Here is a 17,796-nt window from a genome sequence, read left to right on the forward strand (position 1 = left end):
ATCTTTCTCAAGCGCCGACAGATATCCTCCCAGCGGGCCACTGGGAGCACGCACTTAATGAGAGGTTTAAAGACTGAGGTAGAGATGTGGGGCCATCTTATTGATAGCTTCATCCACACGCAGACAGGCGCGAATCAAGGCCAGATGAGTAAAGGCCTGTGGGAAATTCCCCAAGGCCTCGCCTGTAGATGCTATCTCTTCGGCATATAGGCCCACATGGTTCGCATAGGTCAGCATATGCTCCAAAGAGAGTCGTGCTTCTTCCAGCCGCCCTGCCCTGACCAGAGCTTCCACTAGCCAGAAACTGCAGATATTAAACGTCCCTTCATGGCCCACTAAGCCATCACTTGCTGCCGTTTCAACATCATAGCGATACACATGAGGCATATGCGTCAGTTCCCGCTGAATACGCTCAATAGTTGCCAGCATGCGCGGGTCACGTGCCTCAATGAAACCAGTCAGCGCGAGCAACAGAGCGCTCGCATCTACCGCCTTCCCGCCATAATATTGCACAAAGCTTTGGCTTTGCTCGTCCCATCCTTGCGCCATAATCTCACGATAGATCTGCATGCTGATCTTCTGCCACTCGTCGAGTGGTGCCGGAAAACCACGCTCGCGAGCGATGCGCTGCGCGCGGTCAAAGGCAACCCAACACATCAGACGGGAGTGCAAGAAATGCTGCGCCCCACCGCGAACCTCCCAGATCCCCTCATCGGCCTCCTGCCAGTGCTGCGCCAGCCAATCGAGTTGCTGGCAAAGGTGCAACCAGCTCGCATAGGTCAGGCCACGATGGCGTGAGTAGACGTAAATGACATCCATCAATTCACCATAGATATCCAATTGACGCTGGGACGCGGCCCCATTGCCGACACGCACCGGACGACTCTGCCGATAGCCCTCCAGGTGATCCAGCAGGACCTCCGGCATCTCATGACCGCCACGAATGGTATAGATGGGTTGGAGTTCTCCACCCTCCTCAAGGGAGTTGAGGCACCTTTTCAACCAGCCGATAAAGGCTTCCGCCTCCTCCAGAAAACCGAGCGCCAGCAAGCTATCCAGGGTAAAGGAGGCATCACGAAACCAGGTAAAGCGATAGTCCCAGTTGCGCTCCCCCCCGATTGTTTCCGGCAGGCTGGTTGTCGGTGCGGCCACAATAGCCCCGGTGGGCGCGTAGGTCAGCAGCTTGAGGGCCAGCGCGGAACGTTGGACATGTTCACGCCAGCGCCCCTGATACTGGCACTGGCTTAGCCAGCGCCGCCAGTAGCGGCGCGTCTCTGTGAATTGTGCGTTATAAAGCTCCTGTCCGACAGGATGCAGGCACATCTCCTGGTCCTGGGAACTGTCCAGAAAAAAGAAAGCGGTCTGGTCTTCCGAGAGTGTGAATGTCGCCTGCGCTCCCCCCTGTCCATCATCGTTCAAAGGCACCGACGATGAGAGCGCCAGCGTCAACTGAGAGCTACGGAAGACTGCTCCATGCTCAGAAAGCCGGAGAGTATGGGAGTCACGTGCGTAGTTAAAGGCAGGTCTGCAGGTCACCTGGAACGTGAGCGAGCCACGCACCATATGGACCGCACGCACGAGATGGTGTTCGTAACGCTGAGTGCCCTCCTGTTTAATTGGCATGAAATCGGTGACTTCCCCAACGCCATCGTGCATGAGAAAGCGCGTAATCAGAATATTGGTCTCTGGAAAGTAGATCTGTTTGATGTTGACATCTGCCTGCTCGACGGGAGCCAAGCGAAACGCCCCCCCTTCTCAGCATCCAGCAGCGCACCGAAGACGCTCGCCGAATCAAAATCGGGGAGACAGCACCAATCGATGGAGCCGTTTTTGCCTACCAGCGCCACCGTCGTGAGATCTCCGATCATTCCATAATCTTCAATGGGAAGATAACGCGTTGCAGGAGTGGGTTCGACTGGTTTCACTTGTGTCTTGGTCATGAGGTGTCCTTTTTCAGATCTCTGATGAGAGAAACAAGGTCTTTCTCTTTGCAGTATAGGATGGAAGAAGAAACCGTTTGCAAGAGATAAATTGAGCAAGTCTCCGGTTGATGCATGTGGAACTGCTCGATCTTTTGCGCGCCCGTGAGCAGAACCAGACAGAGGGCTCGGCCGGTTCCCAGAACATCAACCAGGTGCGACAAATGGAAATTGAAGAGCAGATTCCTCGCCTCATGCGGCGCTATACCTTCATTCGCAATGCATTGCTCCTGGTGAAAATGGCGATGATTACCTTTGTGGCTGATATGGGTGCGATCGCGCTGGCGGAACTCCTCCCGTCCTTCGTTCCCCTGGTGACAGCACCTCTCGTGGATTTTCTGCTTGGGGTCACGTTTCTTCTCATCAGCTTGATACTCTCGATCATTGAGCTTTTTCATTCGCATCGGGAAGTAGCCTATGAAGCGACCCAAGGACTGCATCTCGTGCAACCCGAACAACGTTGACACGTGGAACAGAGCGAAACAAATTATAAACGAAGATGAGAAGCGAGTTGAACTCCTTTCTCATCGCCATGTAAACATATGCTTTTATGCCGATGATAATAGAGACATGCCTATATTGTCAATTATGCGGCATTATTCCATATATAGAAATCGCTCCTTTGTGATCTCCAATATATACATAGAAAAACGCTTGTATTACCTTTTGGGGGTCATAACGTTTTTTCCTCCCATTTTTCCCGCTAAGAGGGGTCCCGACATAAAAAACCCTCAAAATTCCGCTAAGGGAAATCCCCTGCTTGCAGCTTCGAAAACGTGGCGAAATGAGGTGTGGCTTGAATACAAGTCCGGGTTTCCTCTCGGCATTCCCGTGGAACGCCAAAATGTTGTCCTCCCTATTTGAGGCCAGCATCGCGGGCCCGCACAATGGCCTGGGCACAGTCAGCCGCCTGAAGTTTGCTGAAGATATTGGAGACATGGTTCTGCACCGTCTTGAGGCTGAGGGTAAGGTGTTTGGCAATGACTGCGTTGTTCTCGCCCTGCGCAATCAGGAGAAGGATCTCCCGCTCGCGTTCTGTGAGGTCGGGAAAGGCGATGGCAGATGCAGTCTGTGGGAGAGCTGAGAAGTAATGGATCATGCGCTGCGCGATGGTGGGGCTGAAGATAGCCTCACCCCGGGAGACGGCTTTGACTGCCCGCACCAGCTCATCCTGGTCCGCGTCCTTGAGCAGGTATCCACGAGCGCCAGCGCGCATGGCAGCGAAGACCGAGTCGTCGTCTTCAAACATTGTGACGACCAGGACCTTTATGTGTGGGCTGGTATGCAGAATGCGACGTGTCGCCTCTATACCGTTCATCTCGGGCATTTTGATATCTATGAGGATCACGTCCGGCTGGAGAGCCTCAGCCAGGGTCTCGGTCTCGTTGCCGTTCGCGGCCTCACCAATCACTTCCATGTCCGGGAGATCGCGCAGCATGGCCCGCACTCCCTCACGGTAAAAGGCATGATCATCGGCAATCAGCAGGCGAATTCGCTCCATCTGGTTGTTTCCTTCCCCTCAAGAGATGTTCTATGATTTTAGGGGCAGCCGCACCTGAACACAGGTACCCCGGCCCTGTGTTGTTGTCAACATGAACTCACCTCCCAGTTCCGCGACCCGTTCGCGCATCGAGGTGATACCGACGCCAGCGTGGCTCTCCTCGGACAGGCCACACCCATCATCGCTGACCGAAAGGTACAGGAAGCGTTCTGCCAGTACCAGTCGTAGGAAGCAGTGTTGGGCTTGTGCATGACGCACGACGTTGGTGAGCGCCTCCAGGGCGATGCGATAGGCCGCAACCTCCACAGCAGCAGAAAGTTCCGCCATATCCGAGAGAGGAGTGGGCACTTCTAGAGAGATGTGCAGGCCATTCGTCTCCTGGAGTTGCATCACGTGTTCGCTAATGGCTGAGACCAGACCCAGCTCATCCAGCACAGGTGGGCGTAGCGCATAGACGACGCGGCGAATATTGGCAATGGTGTCTTTGACCTGCGCCTTGAGGGTATCCAGGAGCGCAATAGCGGTATCAGGATCACGTGGGACCAGGTGACCAGCCGTATCAATACGCTGGGATAGGCTGGCAAGCGTTGGGCCAACACAGTCATGTAGATCGCGCCGTAAGCGACGGCGCTCCTCTTCCCGTGCCAGCACCAGGCGCTCGCGTGCCTTTTGCAGATCGGTTGTCAGCCGGACGGCGTGCGTGGCGAGACCCGCCTGGCGCGCCAGTTCATCAAGCAGGCGCCTATCCGCGGGTGTGAAGGCTTCACCAGGAGAGCGCGGAGCGAGCTGGAACTGGCCGAGGGTCTGCTCCTGGTAGGTAAGCGGCAGTGTCAGGAGCTCTCCCATAGGCTGGCCATAGCTGGCTGCCAGCTCAAGCGTCTCCTCCTGTTTCCACAAAATTGCCGCATAGGGGAGCTTGAGCGCCTGGGCCACCGTTTCGACAATGGTCGAGAGGACTGCATCGGGCTCAAGCGTCTCCTTCAGCCGCTGAGAAAGCCGCGCAATCACCAGGTAAGGTTCGTCACGCTGACCATAAAGCAGGCGATTCACGCCACGTTGCAAGAACGCACGCAAGGGTTGAAAGAGCACCGCGATCAGGCCAGCAGCGAGCAGGGTAATAAAGAAGTTCCCCTGAGCTTGAAGCAGTGTCCCCAACGTTCCTACGATGAGCGCATACAGACTGATAGTGCTCAGCGTCAGTAGACCGTAGACAAGGGTGCGGTTAATGATCAGGTCAATATCCCACAACCTGTAGCGCAAAATAGCAAAGCCAATGGAGAACGGGATGAGGAGCAAAAAGAAGAGTTGGGAGACATTGAACAGGCTCCGCACCACTACATTCGCAAGCATTCCCTGAAGAAAGAGCAGGGCTGAGAGTGCCGTCCACACAATATAGCCGCTCCCACAACTTCCTATCCCAAAGAAGACCCATTTGGCCTGTTGCCGCTGCACCTGGTTGGATATGCGCCGGTAGCGATACACCTGAACCGCTACCAGACCTCCCACAGACAGGAGGATACACCCAAAGATGATTAGCGCCAGGCTATTTATAGGCTCGGATGCGGCGGGGACGAAGGTATAGATTCCCCAGGTGATCACTGATCCAAGCGCAAGCCATGCGCTCCAACGCGGGAGAAAGCGCCCGGTGGGAAAGAGGCAGCCAAAGAGCGGGATGCCGATATCGCTGAGAAACGTGAGGAGGTTGATTGGCACGCTCCATGAAGAAGGAAGCGTCCTCAGCATGAGCTCAAGCGTGCCCACAGGGCCATCCAGTCTCGACTTCTGCCCCACGTTCGCCACACAATAAGGGCCCCTATCCCAAGATACGTGATTGCCATAAGGAGATTACATATTATTATAAGGAAGGCAATATAGGCATTGAGGGAGAATCCCCACGCGTGCAGGGCTCGTATCCCGTCCTGCGTGAGCTGGCCACTGACATCGTCAGGAGCAAGAGCGGAAGTCACGCGCCATCCACCCTATGCCGAGATCGCCGAGCCAGCTGGACGACGCCACGCCATCATGGCCCTGCATGGCCCCCGTCAGCCCAACGCCCCTATCCAGCCGACGATAGCCCGCCCGATTTCGTCTGGCGAATCTTCCTGGACGAAATGGATCCCCGACACCTTGTTCTCGGTGAGCGCGGGCCACCCGCGGACGAGGTTGACCAGTGTATCGTTGGCGAGAATCGCACCTGGCTCTGCCTTCAGGAACAGCTTGGGCACATTGCTCGCCTCCAGCCAGTCCGCGTAATCAGTCGCGATCGCATGCACATCGGCGGGCTCGCCCTCGATGGGGATTTCCCGGGGCCACGTCAGCGTTGGCCGTCGCCCCTCGCCAGGCTCGGCGAACGGCCTTCGGTATTCCGCCATCTCCTCGTCGGAGAGGGTGCGCAGGACGGCCTTCGGCAGGATCTGCTCGATGAAGAAGTTGTCTCGCAGGATCATATCCTCGCCAGCCTCCGAACGCAGCGCCTCCAAGGCTTGACGCATTCCCATCTTGTTCCAGTGGTCCCGGCCCTGCGGCGCCACGATCGCCTCCATGAACGCGATTCCCTTCACAGCCTCGCGGTGGCGGTTGGCCCAGTCGAAGCCGAGGGCCGAGCCCCAGTCATGGACGACGAAGGTGACCCGCTCGCGCACGTCCAGGGCCTCGAGCAAAGCGTCGAGGTAGCGCCGGTGCTCGACGAAGCGATACGAGCCGGGGCCGCTGTTAGGCAGCTTGTCGGAGTCGCCCATGCCGATCAGGTCGGGGGCGATGCAGCGGCCTCGTGGCTGCAGGTGCGGCAACACGTTGCGCCAGAGGTACGACGAGGTGGGATTGCCGTGCAGCAGCACGATAGGGTCGCCCTCTCCCACCTCCACGTACGCCATCTCGCTGCAGAGAATCCGCCGCCGCTGCTTTTGGTACGGAAATGCTGCAGAGATCATGTTGGCTTCTCCTTCTTTACTTTAGAGTAAACGCAGGTTAGGGGAGTGGAAAGAGGCGGACAGTGGAGCTTTTTGGTATCGCGGTCCGCCCCTCCATGCCATGAGCTTGGACTGTTTTTCAGGTTCTTCACATTTTGGCACTCTCAAGCGTAGCGTACTGAGATGCTCTTTGCAAGCGGGGCAGTGGGTGAGCCTGATCGTATCCATGGAAAGAGGCGGAGAGTTTTCCACAGGTCGTCCACACACTAGCTGTACATTTTGAAATGAAACGGGCCTATCCCAGTTTTGGTAATTGATGAGTTTACTAGACATCTCTGGCCTTTTCTTCGAGCACAGAAGAAGGACAAAAATCCTTGTCACTGATGTGCTTTCGCCAAATTTGGGACAGTTCCGCGCAACGAGCGATGACCAGTAGCAAGCAGAGAAAATATGTGCTTTCTTGAGAAAAAAGAAGCAACCTTGGCAATCGTGGGAACGGGCGGTATCGGAAAGAACTGCGTAAGGGGCTCTCCGCCATTGGTCAGTATCTGACGACCCACCACCTTCCGCAAGAACGCGTGCTGCTGCGCCTCGACGGACAATATGACAACGGAGCCGTGCTCTCCGACGTGGCTGGGTTCACGTTTGTCACCCGTGGCAAAGACTATCACCTGCTCGATCATCCGCTCATTCAGGCGCGTCTGCACCTGCCACCTGATCAATTCCAGCAGCGTCCCGAAAGTCAGATGGCGCGCAGTCTCTACGACTGCCCACAGATCCCGATGGGATCTGATGAAGTGTCCTGCCGCGTGGTCGTGGCAATGCATCCGGCAGGCAAAAAGAAGAGCCCGGTTGGCGTCACGCGTGCAGGCATGGTCTACGAACTGTTCTTCACCAACCTGCCACAACACGCCTTCACTGCCTGCGATGTCGTCGAGTTGTACCTGCATCGCGGTGCCTTTGAACCCGCGCTCTCAGATGAAGACCGAGAGATTGATCCCGACAGGTGGTGCAGCCATTCGGCCTGGGGGCAAGAATGCTGGCAGGCCGTGGCCCAATGGGTGTGGAACCTGAGGTTGGAGCTGGGCCATCAGCTCAAGCCGGAGCCACTGCGCACGACCGAGTTTGCTCCTGCTCTCCTACCACCTCCACCACATACAGCTCCTGCCTCTGACTATGCCCCTCCAGAAGTGGGTTCAGCATGGAAGGCCGGCCGCTTCGCGGGCCACGATTTCACCCTCCAATCAGACGGGACCCTCCAGTGTCCAGCAAACCAGGAGCTTCGTGTCCAGGAACAGCGCCGAGGAGCCGATGACAGCCTGCGCATCGTGTACGCAGCCGGTATCCGCAGCTGCCGTCCCTGCCCCTGCGCGAGCAGTGCCAATGGAATCGCAGCGAAACGCATAAACTGCGCCAGGTGAGTGTGCTGCTGCATCCCCTCAGCGTCGGGGAAGAGCCGCTGCTCTGGCGAGACTGGAAGGAATGGGCGTGTGAAGCGAACGAGGAGGGTCGCTGCGGATTACTGCGCTCGGCCTGTGGTCAGCCACTGTGCCCAATCAGCGCGCTGATTGCCACGTGCGACCTGTGCTGCCTGCTCCCATGCGTACGGCACCTGAATATGCTCCACCTGCCACCCGTGCTGGTTCTGACACAAAAGTGCATAACGAGCGTGAGGGCTGCCGGATTCCATCCCATAGGTCTCCATCGAGTAGGCCGGCATTCCAACGCTCCCAGGGTTAATGAGGAGTTTTCCTTGCGCGAGGGAAACCGTGCGCGGGATGTGGCTATGTCCACTGAGAATAACGGGTTGGGCAATCTCAGCACAGCTTTTCGCGATGGCTGAAGTGCTTCTCAAGAAGACCCCAGAAGGAGTGACCTCTTCAAGGAGATACGACGCATCGAAGAGGTCGCCATGACAGACAAAGAGCTCATCGGCGACAATGGTGGTGTCCGGCAAGGAGCGCAGCCAGGCAAAATGAGCCGGGGTGAGCTGGGTGCAGGTGTAGTTTTGAGAGAGCGAGCGTTTTTCCTGCGGCAGAAACAGTTCGCGATCGTCATTGCCGCAAACGTTCACCATCTTACGGGCGATGAGCAGGTCGGCGGTGCCCGCGGGATCGAGTGGGCCAGTCAGGTGATCTCCCAGATTCACGATCCGTTGGATACCTCGGCGATCGATATCCTGCAAGACTGCTTCCAGGGCCCAACGATTCCCATGGATATCGGCAATGACCGCCAGAGAAGTGTGAAAGGTCTTCGTTTCGCTCATGGTTTTCTCTTTTCTCAATGCAAGGTGTTTTCAGAAAAGTCTACCATATCGCCGCTTCTTTGCAAATATGCAGGATGTCAAAGATGGCACGTCTCGGATGGTGCTGCGCTTTTGGTGACGACATTGGGACTGGCCGTGGTGACGATGCTGGTATGCTCAACGTCGAGCTGTACGAGGTTGAGCAGGTTGAGCAAAATGGTCAGCTGGCGACTAAAGCTAAAGCTTTTGCTGGTCTCACCCGCGGCAAAGGTGAGTGTCATTGTGTTATAGCTTGCTCCGTTATCGGATGAGTATTTGACGATAACCACGCCGCCAGGGCTGTTGGCACTGACTGTGATTGTCGCGATATAGGTTATGGTGGCGATACCTCCACAGGAGGCCGAGATGGTAGGGGGATCGAAAGTGATATCGACTCCTTGCACCTGGAAGGGATTGATTGCTGTCGATGCCACGCTCCCGGTTGGGATAGGCGCTGGTCTGGTCGATGTGCCAGTGGCTCCGGCTGTAGGTGCTGGGGGAGGAGCTCCTGAGGCCCTGGGGGATGTGGGACTTGCCTGAGTACTTCCGGGCGTCTTGCCAATGGTCGGGCTGCCTGTTGCTCCAGGCGTTTGAGTTGCTGGAGGCGTGCCAGATGTTTGAGTCGTTGGAGGCGTGCCAGGCGTTTGAGTTATTGGAGAGGCGCCAGATGTTTGAGTTGCTAAAGGGGAAATGGGCGTTTGAGCCCGCAGAGAGAAGCCAGGCATAAACGTTGAGGCATAGCTATTGAGGACGGTGTTCATTGTAAGTGTTCCTAGAAGCCCGAGAATGATAAGAAGCATAACTACACCCAGGAGCAATCTCCCGCGCCTCTTCTTGCGCTCTCTGTCATTGCGACTGGCAGTGTTCCACATGGATAGAGCGGGCTCTTGCTCGTCTCCTTTTACATCGATAGAATTGAATGTAGAGGTCGGCTTAGCTTGTTTCAGCTCGCTAGATGCCTGTTTCAGTTGATACTCGCCTATCTGTGGTAAGGGTGCGGCCGGTTCTTCCGCAGAATTAGTAGGCTCGCTCGTACGGAGTGAGGGGTCTGGCCAATCTACTCCTGTGATGGGTGATGATGGCGTCCCATAGCCGCTCGAAAGAGTGCGGGAACTGCTCGCACTATGGAATGAGACGCTCCGTGAGCCAGCGCTCAACTCAGATAGGGAGCATTGGCTGGGCAATTCGGCACTGCACTCTGATGTCGAGTGCTCAGGCACTGGTTTAGCGGGGGCTGATGTACCGTGGAGGGCCTGGTGAAAGGCCTGCGCGAAGGCGACTATGGTGGGATAACGTTCCTCGGACTTCTTCGCCAGGCCGCGCTGGATGACAGCGCTCAACTCAGGAGAAATCTGCGGATCAAGCTGACTGGCATCGGGTGGCGCGGTCTGGATATGCTGGTAGAGGATGTTCACGGCATCGCCCTGAAAGGGATATTGCCCAGTTAGCAACTTGTAGCTCATGATTGCCAGGGAATACTGGTCGCTGGCGGGCACAGCCTCTCCACGCCACTGTTCGGGGGCCATGTAATTTGGCGTGCCGCGGGCGTGTTTGCTTGAATTGGAAGAGCCCAGGCGCAGGCGAGCCAGGCCAAAGTCCGAGAGCAGGAGGTGGGGCACGTCGGGCTGGTAATAACTATTACTGACTAGAAAGTTCGATGACTTTACGTCCTGGTGAACGACCTGATGGTCGTGAGCGTATTGAAGCGCTTCCGCCGCCTGGCGCACGATTGGTTCTACCATCAGAGGAGGTAGCTTCGCACGGCGCAGCTTACGCAGCCAGATGTCAAGCGAGCCCGCGGCATGATACGGCATCACGAGATACGTGAGTTGGGCAGCATTCAACATGGTCACCCCATAATCGAAGAGGGGCAAAATATGGGGATGATCCAGCATCGAGATCATGCGCGCCTCGCGCTGAAAGATGCGTAATGTCTTACTGCTTGCCTCGCCGCCCTCATCCTCCGCCTCATTGGTGCAAACGATCTTTACCGCAACCTGGCGCGCGAGGCGCAAGTCATCCGCGAGATAGATCTCGCCCATGCCTCCGTTTCCCACCAGTCGAAGTAAGCGGTAATTATGTATATGCAATCCATCGAGTGGCATCTTTGACCCCTGTAGCCCTTAAAATAAAAATCATGCATGTTACGACGACAAATCGCCCTGTATTTATCACTACTTTGAAACATAGGTGTTTATCAATGCTCGGCTTTAGTTATATGCTTATCCTGATGTTGTTATCTGTACAATACAAATTTAACAAATATGATGCATTTTGACAATTAATAAAACATAAAAAGATAGGGTAGTGAGTAAAACGAAAGAAAACGCATTGCTCGCAAAAATTCTCGGAGCACCGTCATTTTTCAGGTTCCCAAGCTTCAATTGATCAGAGAAGAAAAGCCATATCCTGTTGGAGCACGTCTATGAGGTGCCGTGTGTATTGATTGGGTAGTCGTTTTTGAAGACTACGTGCTAGCACTCGTACATTGATCAATAGGAGCGAAGATGCCCAAGAAACGCCAGGGACAGGGGAAGACAAAGAAACAGCAGAACAAAGGAAGACTGACAACCTCTCATGCAAGAAAAATCGTATTGAGGAGGCACGGGTTACGCCGCTGGCTCCTGGCCCATCAGATATCAGTTCTTTGATCGAGCCCTATAGCAAGGAGTTGCTTCTAGCGTTTTTTTTCCTGTGCATCGTGCCTCGCAGCTGCTTGCGCCTGCTTGGATAGCTCTCGTCGTCGCACGTTAGCGTCTAAAGCCTGGACCTCATTAACCAGCACCGCATTTGAGGCTGGATCCAATGCTTTCTTTGACGATTTTTTGATGGCCTCACGTGTGGCGGTGATGGTGCCATATTTATGTGGATGAGCTTCTTCAGCCGCGTCGTACATCGCGCTCAGTTCAGTTAGTATCCACTTCAAGTGAGTTCCATACGCCAATTCATCGTCTGGGACCATGGCAACTACTACCGTAACAATAGCAGGCCATCCTGGCAATGGCTCTAATATACCATTATCAATGTTCCTGAAAATAGACCGGAGATTAGACACCCACTGACGATTTGTACGACATTTCTGTCCCAACATCTCAGTCGTGATGCCCTTCTCTTTAGATATCTTAAACATGTGGAGCATTTCCTCAGCTAGCTTTTGCACCTCAATTGGAACACGCTGCTCTCGCTCTTTTTTCAATATTATTCTCCTATTATTATCTAATATAAAATTTAATGTGCATCTACATGCCGTTAATTGTAAAATGGCTTATAGAATATTCCTCTTATTCACATCACAAAACACTAGATGAGATAGAAATATTAGGAAAAGCTTGACAAACGCATCATTTTCTCCTATTATTTACCCAATACGTAAGGAATCCTTACGTTTCAGGTGCACACATCACGTCTGTAATAAAGATAAGTGTCATTCTGGCAACATACAAATCGCGATTTGGCCTTAATAATTGTAACGCATTTTTTCAAAAATAGAAACATTGTGCGCTTGTGGAGAATGACAAGCGCATGAGCGTATATACGACCGATTTGCGTTACAGGGAGATATTATGCTAGAACGTGTCTTCTACCTTGTCTAAGATCAACAATAATAGTTGTCCTATGAGTGTTTAGGAGAGATACGCGATGGAGCAGAAACCGAAAACATACATGCTCGTATTCCATCGATCCATGACCTTCCGTAACATTTGTGGCAACTGCACCTTTGTTTCGTCAGGCGAAATAGTGCCCGGCGTTGAACTGCTCCAAGAGATCCCGGCTATGTCTGGGTCACCTGCCCTATATGAATTGGCTATGACGTTTGACGGAGAACACAAGGTGCTGATAGTACAGAAGAGCTTGGTGACCTTGCACCGAGAATAAAGCACAAAACCGTCTTCAAACAAAACAAAAACAGCTCATGTGCATGGTAGGTGACATGAATACCTTATACAAAGAGAACGGGACCGTGATCACGGTCCCGTTCTCTTTGTATAAGGTACTGTCGCCTACTCGAGCTCCCGTTGCTTTCGCACGGGGAGTTCTCAGGTGACTGGCCTGATCTCCCAATGGCAAAAGGATTATATCTTCTAGTGGTGGGGAACGTATCCGAGCAACCGTGATAGACCAGTAAAAATGTCATCAGACCCAACTGGTAGGGTCGCGGCGTTTTGAGCACGCCAGGCGATAAAGCCATCAGGTCTGACTAACACAGCACCTGAGTCGCTTATCCCATAGCTTGCAAGAAAGCTGCCCTCGCCATCGCTATACGGCTGATCATGCCCAATCCTGTACAAATCCATAGATAATCCCAACCTGCTTGCCACCTTTGCAAACATCTCCAGCCAGCACTGTCCATTGGGCCCTGCCAGCAAGACAAAATTGCGTCCATAGAGATCAAGGATGGATATCTGCTCGCCATTGTGGCGTAACCAGACATGGGGAGCACGCGTTCCAGGGCGTCCCGACGGCTCATTTTCAAAAATCACATCATCATCATTCTCATGAGAAACGGCAGCGGAACGATATCGATAGCCAGAGATCACACTGAAGGCAGTTGGTTGAGGCGCATCAGGGCTTTTGCGGACACGCATCAGCATCTCCTGAGCACTCCGCGCGATGGCTTCTCTCTGTTCATGGTGCGGCAGACGATAGGCATATAACCCGGTGGAAACACTCACGGCGAGATCCGCAGCGGGTTGTCGCTCCTGACCGTAGGTGGACAGGAGATGCTCATGCGCCTGTTTTTTGAGCACGAGTGCCAGCTTCCAGGCCAGATTGTGGGCATCGGCAATACCGGTGTTAGCCCCAAATGCTCCCATCGTCGTCATCACATGCGCTGCATCCCCGACCAGAAAGACACGGTTCTGTTGATAGCGTTCTGCAACGCGTGAAGCAAGTTCCCAGGAAAGCGTGCTCACAATCTTCACGGGCTGGTCGGCGATGCCAATCGCCGCCCGTACGAGGTCAAGGCAATATGCTTCTGATGGTGCGTCGAGACGTTCGTCGGGCCTGGGTTTGAGATTGGCGAACAGTGCCCAGCGATCTCTCGATGCTCCAGATTGTCCAAGTATGCCATCAACTGTGGCGTTATTGACAAAACAGAGCGTCACCTTTCGTCCCTGAAGCACCTCGTTCAGATCCATTTGAAACAGGATGCTAACCCATTGTCCAAGTATGCCATAACCATAGGAGCCAATACCAAGCTGTTGCCGGATAGCACTTCTATTGCCGTCTGCCGCCACCAGGTAGTGTGCATGGATACGGCTCTCCTGCCCGGTAGCTCGGTCGCGGATCAGAGCGCTAATGCCTCCCACCTGTTGTTCAAAATGCACCAGTTCCGTGCCAAAGCGGATAGCGCTGCCTGCGGCAGTCGCCCGCATACGCACTATCGGCTCCAGTTTATCCTGCCCGATCATCGCTGTCCGCGTGGGACTCGCGAATGGGTTACTGATGCTTGCCCGCTGGTGCGCGGTTGCCTCAGTAGCGTCGAGCACCTTCCCCGTCAAGCTTTCCACGCGCAAACCCATTTCGCCAAGGTGTTCTGGCGGCGTTTCTTGTGCAAAGATGGCAGACTCGATGCCAACCTGGCGAAAGAGCTCCATTGTGCGCGCATTGAAGCCGCCCGCTCGCGCATGGATTGATGTCGTGGTGTGTCGCTCAACAAGTAATGCAGGGATGCCATGCCATGCCAGAAAGAGTGCCATTGAAAGGCCAACCACACTTCCCCCAACAATCAGGACCGGTACATCCTCGTCGTGTTTCGTTGCACTATCGCTCATCGTGCTTCCTCCAAACATAGGTGATACGTCCGTCTGGATGAGCAGTATAGAGCGCGGAAGGGTGAAAGCGCATCACCTTCGCTCGTGATTTTTAGCATTCTCGTGGCTCTCTGTTGAAAAAAGGCGGAGATCCTGAGCAAGAGCTCGCGCTTCTCGGCGGCTATGCACGTTAAGTTTGCGATAAATGCTGCTCACCTGCGTTTTCACGGTATTGATCGAAACAACCAGTTCGCGCGCAATCTCTGCATAGGAAAGTTCAGCCACGAGGAGGCGTAAGACGCGTTGTTCCTGGCGCGAAAGGGGCTCAAGGCTTGTTATCGCGTATTGTGGGGCTTCTCGATCCAGCCCGAGAGTTTGTAGTAAAAGCGGCTGGAGAGATGCAAAGCGTTCTGGATGAGCGGAGAAGCGCGCCTGTAGCGCGGTGAGGCGCTGCCGGACAAGGGATTTGGATCCCCCGAGAGACCATATCTGTAGCAGAATAGACGTTGAGCGCTGCAACAATTCCTCATTTTGCCACTGCTCGCTCGCGTCCCATGCCTCCTGAGCGACCTGTTCCGCCGTCTCCATATCCCTCCACATACATAAAGTTTGCGCCAGTCCGAGCAAGGCCGGGATGAGATCCTCGCGATCTCCTACCTCCCTGGCTTCCTGGATCACGCGACGATAGCAAGCTGCCGCGTGTTGTAACACTCCTTGCTCACCATAGACCATTGCCAACAGCAGCAGACAACTGCGTGCACCATGTGAATGATGCAAGTTTGTCCAGATGGTGAGCGCCTCTCGCAAGAGTTCTGTAGCCTGGGTGAGTTGCCCACACGACACGGCTCTTGACCCCAGAAGGTTGAGGCAAACGCCGCGCCAATGCTGGGACTCCAGGAATGGTAGCCATCGTAACGCATGACTGGCATAGGCAACAGCCTGTTCTTGCATGCCCTGCCGCATCGCAAGGTAAGCGCGAAAGGCGTAGACTTCTCCGAGTCGAGGGAGATTCCCTTCAGCGCGCCAACGCAAATCGGCCATCTGCAACAGCGTCTCTATCTGCTCAAGGATGCCAACCGGCGGCTGTTCTGGTTCAACGCTCACTGAGAGTACTTGCGCGTAGTGAAGACAGAGCAGCGGGTACTGGGAGAGAATGTCATCGGGCAGTTGTTCCAGCCAGTTCCGCAACGTGGAGAGATCCTGCATATCATCGAAGCCTCGCCCGGTCACATAGCAATCGATCAGGGCGGCTGCGTGTTCTGCGTCCTGTGCTCGCAGATTCTGCTCAACGGCTTCTTTGAGCATCCCTTCTCGTCCATGCCAGGTACTCGTCTCAAGGATTTGTATCTTCTGAAATGCTCTCCCGATCTCTTCTAGACATGTGACAGATAATTCGATGCTGCGACCCACATAGCGCTTTGCGATACGTTTTCCTTGCCGTTGATAGGCATACCAGTAGGCTTCGCTGCTCTTTTTCCGCGCTTCTTTGAGCAGATTAAAATGACCATTTCTTCCACGAAAAGAGAAGGAGGTATGTGTGGTCAGCCAGGTAAACCAGGAGGCGCTATCGGCCTCAAGCAAAGGATGGTCCTGTTCGTAAAGCAGGTAAAGGTCCTGTTCTGCTGACCATAGAAGCGTGAAGCGGGCTGTCTTTGGCATCGCTCCTCTCATTCTTTTTTGTTCCCCAAAGCCGTCTTCATGAAAGTATATATTTCTGCTCTCTAGAAAGGCAAGGGCTCAAGCCCACGAGAAACCCGCCTCACCGGTATAACGAGCAATGGAAGACGCCAACCTGGGCAACACATACTACCTCAATACCCAGACTGGAGAAGTGCTCTTCCTATCGGAAGATGATGATATGGATGAACAAGAACAGCTGGCAGAAGAAATCGAGGGGAGCAACGACTATGTACGCATTGAGCGTATCCCATCCTCTGAAGTATATCACTGGATGAGCAATTTTGTAGATAAGGTAGTTGCTCCCAAAGATCAACGCGCCGCTCAGAAATTATCCACTGCCTTACATGGGAAAGGTGCATTCAGGCGCTTTAAAGGTACATTATACACAACAGGACAGCAGTGGACGCAGACCTGGTATGACTGGAGAGACCAACGACTCAAAGAAGCAATGGAGGCATGGCTACGGGAGGTACTCTAGCCTATGGAGACGTTTGAGACCTATGACCTGCGCCTACTTGATCCCAATGGAGGCGTCCTGGCCACGATCACGCATTGGTGACCAGGCATGAAAGATCCTGACCCCGACCATCCAAGAGAGAAAGCCACCGCCCTTAGTTATCTGCCGACGAAGGCTGAGGCAAGTTGCCCTTGCGGGAGTGGTCGCGCGTTTACTGACTGTTGTCACCCCCCACCCTACTGGCGTCCTTTCCGCCCCAATCCCAACATGCAAGGATATCGTCTGCTGCACCCACAGAGAACTCGCTTTACCCCTTGATAGAACATACATCAGACCATGCCCAACACCTCCGCCAGTCCTGCCGCCCATGCCAGCAGGTACTCGTCGCGTTGAAAACGCCCGACGCATTGCAGGCCCAATGGCAAACTATTGGCTGCGCTGCCGACAGGCAAACTGATTGTCGGCAAGCCAGCGTGCGTCCACGGCACGTTCATGGCAGCATCACCTGTGTGGCTTGATCTGGGGAAAAAATCAGCTCAGTGAACTCCCAGCGGAAATATGGAGACTGACAGCCCTAAAAAGACTGGAACTACGCGATAATCAGCTCACTAAGGTACCATCCGCTGTGGGAAACCTTTCATTTTTGAACTGGCTGGATATCTCTGGCAATCAGCTCAGCGAGCTACCATCTGAAATAGGAAAACTGAAGGTTCTACGAGATTGTTCTCTGAATGAGAATCAGTTGCGCGCATTACCGCCTGAAATAGGAAAACTGAAGGCTCTGCGTGAACTGCACCTGAGCGAGAATCAGTTGCGTGCCTTACCTTCGGCAATAGGTGATCTGAGGATTTTGCAAGTGCTCGAACTTGATCGCAACCAGTTAAGCGAGCTTCCGCCGGAGATTGGGAAGCTGTTTAGACTAACAGAAATTGATCTCGCACGCAATCAAATAAGCAGGCTCCCATCTGAGGTAGGAAAGCTCACTATCCTGCAAAGGCTTCAACTGGAGATGAATCAGTTGCGAGAATTACCAGTTGAAGTGGGAAAGCTCACGGCCCTTAAAGGGCTTTTTCTGTCCAAAAATCAGTTGCGAACATTACCGCCGGAAAGCGGCAACCTTTCCTCTTTACGACAACTCTGGCTCGATGATAACAAGCTAACAGCATTACCACCCGAAGTGGGAGACTTGCGGTTTTAAATAGACTCGATCTAAAAAGAACCATCTGACTACCT

At 54.1% G+C, this 17,796-nt stretch carries 16 protein-coding genes; 5 read left to right on the forward strand and 11 right to left on the reverse strand.

What is annotated here, in order from left to right; all coding sequences use genetic code 11:
* Positions 1–66: 66 nt before the first annotated feature.
* Positions 67–1,737 (reverse strand): glycoside hydrolase family 15 protein, encoded by a 1,671-nt coding sequence (locus tag JMJ04_RS36125; protein WP_236038821.1) that lies wholly within the window; start codon positions 1,735–1,737, stop codon positions 67–69.
* Positions 1,671–1,940, reverse strand: coding sequence for a trehalase-like domain-containing protein (locus tag JMJ04_RS47430; protein WP_236038823.1), 270 nt, complete (start codon positions 1,938–1,940; stop codon positions 1,671–1,673). Before JMJ04_RS47430 ends, JMJ04_RS36125 begins: the two co-directional genes overlap by 67 nt.
* Before the next feature lie 110 nt (positions 1,941–2,050).
* Here JMJ04_RS47430 and JMJ04_RS36130 point away from each other — a divergent pair, with 110 nt between their 5' ends.
* Complete coding sequence (locus JMJ04_RS36130; protein ID WP_201375217.1) at positions 2,051–2,443, forward strand: DUF2721 domain-containing protein; 393 nt, start codon at positions 2,051–2,053, stop codon at positions 2,441–2,443.
* 392 nt (positions 2,444–2,835) lie between these two features.
* Here the strand turns inward: JMJ04_RS36130 and JMJ04_RS36135 are convergent, their stop codons facing one another.
* The 3 genes from JMJ04_RS36135 to JMJ04_RS36145 form a co-directional block, all read right to left on the reverse strand.
* Positions 2,836–3,480 carry a response regulator gene (locus JMJ04_RS36135; RefSeq protein WP_201375218.1) on the reverse strand — a complete coding sequence of 215 codons (645 nt, stop codon included), beginning with the start codon at positions 3,478–3,480 and terminating at the stop codon, positions 2,836–2,838.
* 30 nt (positions 3,481–3,510) lie between these two features.
* Positions 3,511–5,280, reverse strand: a complete 1,770-nt coding sequence (locus JMJ04_RS36140) for a GAF domain-containing sensor histidine kinase (RefSeq protein WP_201375219.1) — start codon at positions 5,278–5,280, stop codon at positions 3,511–3,513.
* A gap of 242 nt (positions 5,281–5,522) precedes the next feature.
* Entirely contained in the window at positions 5,523–6,410 is an 888-nt protein-coding gene (locus tag JMJ04_RS36145; RefSeq protein WP_201375220.1) for a haloalkane dehalogenase, read from the reverse strand.
* Positions 6,411–6,967: 557 nt separating this feature from the next.
* On the opposite strand from JMJ04_RS36145, the gene JMJ04_RS36150 reads away from it, so the two are divergent.
* On the forward strand, positions 6,968–7,810 hold the full coding sequence (locus JMJ04_RS36150; RefSeq protein WP_236038825.1) for a hypothetical protein: 843 nt from the start codon (positions 6,968–6,970) through the stop codon (positions 7,808–7,810).
* Between the two features lie 98 nt (positions 7,811–7,908).
* Here JMJ04_RS36150 and JMJ04_RS36155 read toward each other — a convergent pair whose 3' ends face one another.
* The 5 genes from JMJ04_RS36155 to JMJ04_RS47435 all read right to left on the reverse strand — a co-directional run bounded on the left by JMJ04_RS36155 (position 7,909) and on the right by JMJ04_RS47435 (position 16,085).
* Complete coding sequence (locus JMJ04_RS36155) at positions 7,909–8,655, reverse strand: metallophosphoesterase family protein (protein WP_201375221.1); 747 nt, start codon at positions 8,653–8,655, stop codon at positions 7,909–7,911.
* Between the two features lie 77 nt (positions 8,656–8,732).
* Positions 8,733–10,778, reverse strand: coding sequence for a serine/threonine-protein kinase (locus tag JMJ04_RS36160; protein ID WP_201375222.1), 2,046 nt, complete (start codon positions 10,776–10,778; stop codon positions 8,733–8,735).
* A 572-nt stretch (positions 10,779–11,350) separates the two neighbouring features.
* Entirely contained in the window at positions 11,351–11,869 is a 519-nt protein-coding gene (locus tag JMJ04_RS36165; protein ID WP_201375223.1) for a hypothetical protein, read from the reverse strand.
* Between the two features lie 886 nt (positions 11,870–12,755).
* On the reverse strand, positions 12,756–14,447 hold the full coding sequence (locus tag JMJ04_RS36170) for an FAD-dependent monooxygenase (RefSeq protein ID WP_201375224.1): 1,692 nt from the start codon (positions 14,445–14,447) through the stop codon (positions 12,756–12,758).
* A 72-nt stretch (positions 14,448–14,519) separates the two neighbouring features.
* Positions 14,520–16,085 carry a LuxR family transcriptional regulator gene (locus tag JMJ04_RS47435; RefSeq protein ID WP_236038827.1) on the reverse strand — a complete coding sequence of 522 codons (1,566 nt, stop codon included), beginning with the start codon at positions 16,083–16,085 and terminating at the stop codon, positions 14,520–14,522.
* Between the two features lie 118 nt (positions 16,086–16,203).
* Between JMJ04_RS47435 and JMJ04_RS36180 the strand changes: the two genes are divergently transcribed.
* Both JMJ04_RS36180 and JMJ04_RS49180 read left to right on the forward strand, forming a co-directional pair.
* Positions 16,204–16,584 carry a UPF0158 family protein gene (locus tag JMJ04_RS36180; protein ID WP_201375225.1) on the forward strand — a complete coding sequence of 127 codons (381 nt, stop codon included), beginning with the start codon at positions 16,204–16,206 and terminating at the stop codon, positions 16,582–16,584.
* Positions 16,585–16,671: 87 nt separating this feature from the next.
* Positions 16,672–16,881, forward strand: coding sequence for an SEC-C metal-binding domain-containing protein (locus JMJ04_RS49180; RefSeq protein ID WP_201375226.1), 210 nt, complete (start codon positions 16,672–16,674; stop codon positions 16,879–16,881).
* A gap of 11 nt (positions 16,882–16,892) precedes the next feature.
* Here the strand turns inward: JMJ04_RS49180 and JMJ04_RS36190 are convergent, their stop codons facing one another.
* Positions 16,893–17,057, reverse strand: a complete 165-nt coding sequence (locus JMJ04_RS36190) for an amidase family protein (RefSeq protein ID WP_236038829.1) — start codon at positions 17,055–17,057, stop codon at positions 16,893–16,895.
* A gap of 20 nt (positions 17,058–17,077) precedes the next feature.
* Here JMJ04_RS36190 and JMJ04_RS36195 point away from each other — a divergent pair, with 20 nt between their 5' ends.
* On the forward strand, positions 17,078–17,761 hold the full coding sequence (locus JMJ04_RS36195) for a leucine-rich repeat domain-containing protein (protein ID WP_420799547.1): 684 nt from the start codon (positions 17,078–17,080) through the stop codon (positions 17,759–17,761).
* Positions 17,762–17,796 lie beyond the last annotated feature (35 nt).

The organism is Ktedonobacter robiniae (assembly GCF_016587375.1).
Classification (GTDB): Bacteria; Chloroflexota; Ktedonobacteria; order Ktedonobacterales; family Ktedonobacteraceae; genus Ktedonobacter; species Ktedonobacter robiniae.

Excerpts from the sequence above, each read along its gene's own strand:
- JMJ04_RS49180 (WP_201375226.1), top strand. The coding sequence starts at position 16,672 with ATGAAAGATCCTGACCCCGACCATCCAAGAGAGAAAGCCACCGCCCTT.
- JMJ04_RS36180 (WP_201375225.1), top strand. The coding sequence starts at position 16,204 with ATGGAAGACGCCAACCTGGGCAACACATACTACCTCAATACCCAGACT.
- JMJ04_RS36190 (WP_236038829.1), bottom strand. The coding sequence starts at position 17,057 with ATGAACGTGCCGTGGACGCACGCTGGCTTGCCGACAATCAGTTTGCCT.
- JMJ04_RS47430 (WP_236038823.1), bottom strand. The coding sequence starts at position 1,940 with ATGACCAAGACACAAGTGAAACCAGTCGAACCCACTCCTGCAACGCGT.
- JMJ04_RS47435 (WP_236038827.1), bottom strand. The coding sequence starts at position 16,085 with ATGCCAAAGACAGCCCGCTTCACGCTTCTATGGTCAGCAGAACAGGAC.
- JMJ04_RS36135 (WP_201375218.1), bottom strand. The coding sequence starts at position 3,480 with ATGGAGCGAATTCGCCTGCTGATTGCCGATGATCATGCCTTTTACCGT.
- JMJ04_RS36130 (WP_201375217.1), top strand. The coding sequence starts at position 2,051 with ATGCATGTGGAACTGCTCGATCTTTTGCGCGCCCGTGAGCAGAACCAG.
- JMJ04_RS36160 (WP_201375222.1), bottom strand. The coding sequence starts at position 10,778 with ATGCCACTCGATGGATTGCATATACATAATTACCGCTTACTTCGACTG.
- JMJ04_RS36145 (WP_201375220.1), bottom strand. The coding sequence starts at position 6,410 with ATGATCTCTGCAGCATTTCCGTACCAAAAGCAGCGGCGGCGGATTCTC.
- JMJ04_RS36170 (WP_201375224.1), bottom strand. The coding sequence starts at position 14,447 with ATGAGCGATAGTGCAACGAAACACGACGAGGATGTACCGGTCCTGATT.
- JMJ04_RS36155 (WP_201375221.1), bottom strand. The coding sequence starts at position 8,655 with ATGAGCGAAACGAAGACCTTTCACACTTCTCTGGCGGTCATTGCCGAT.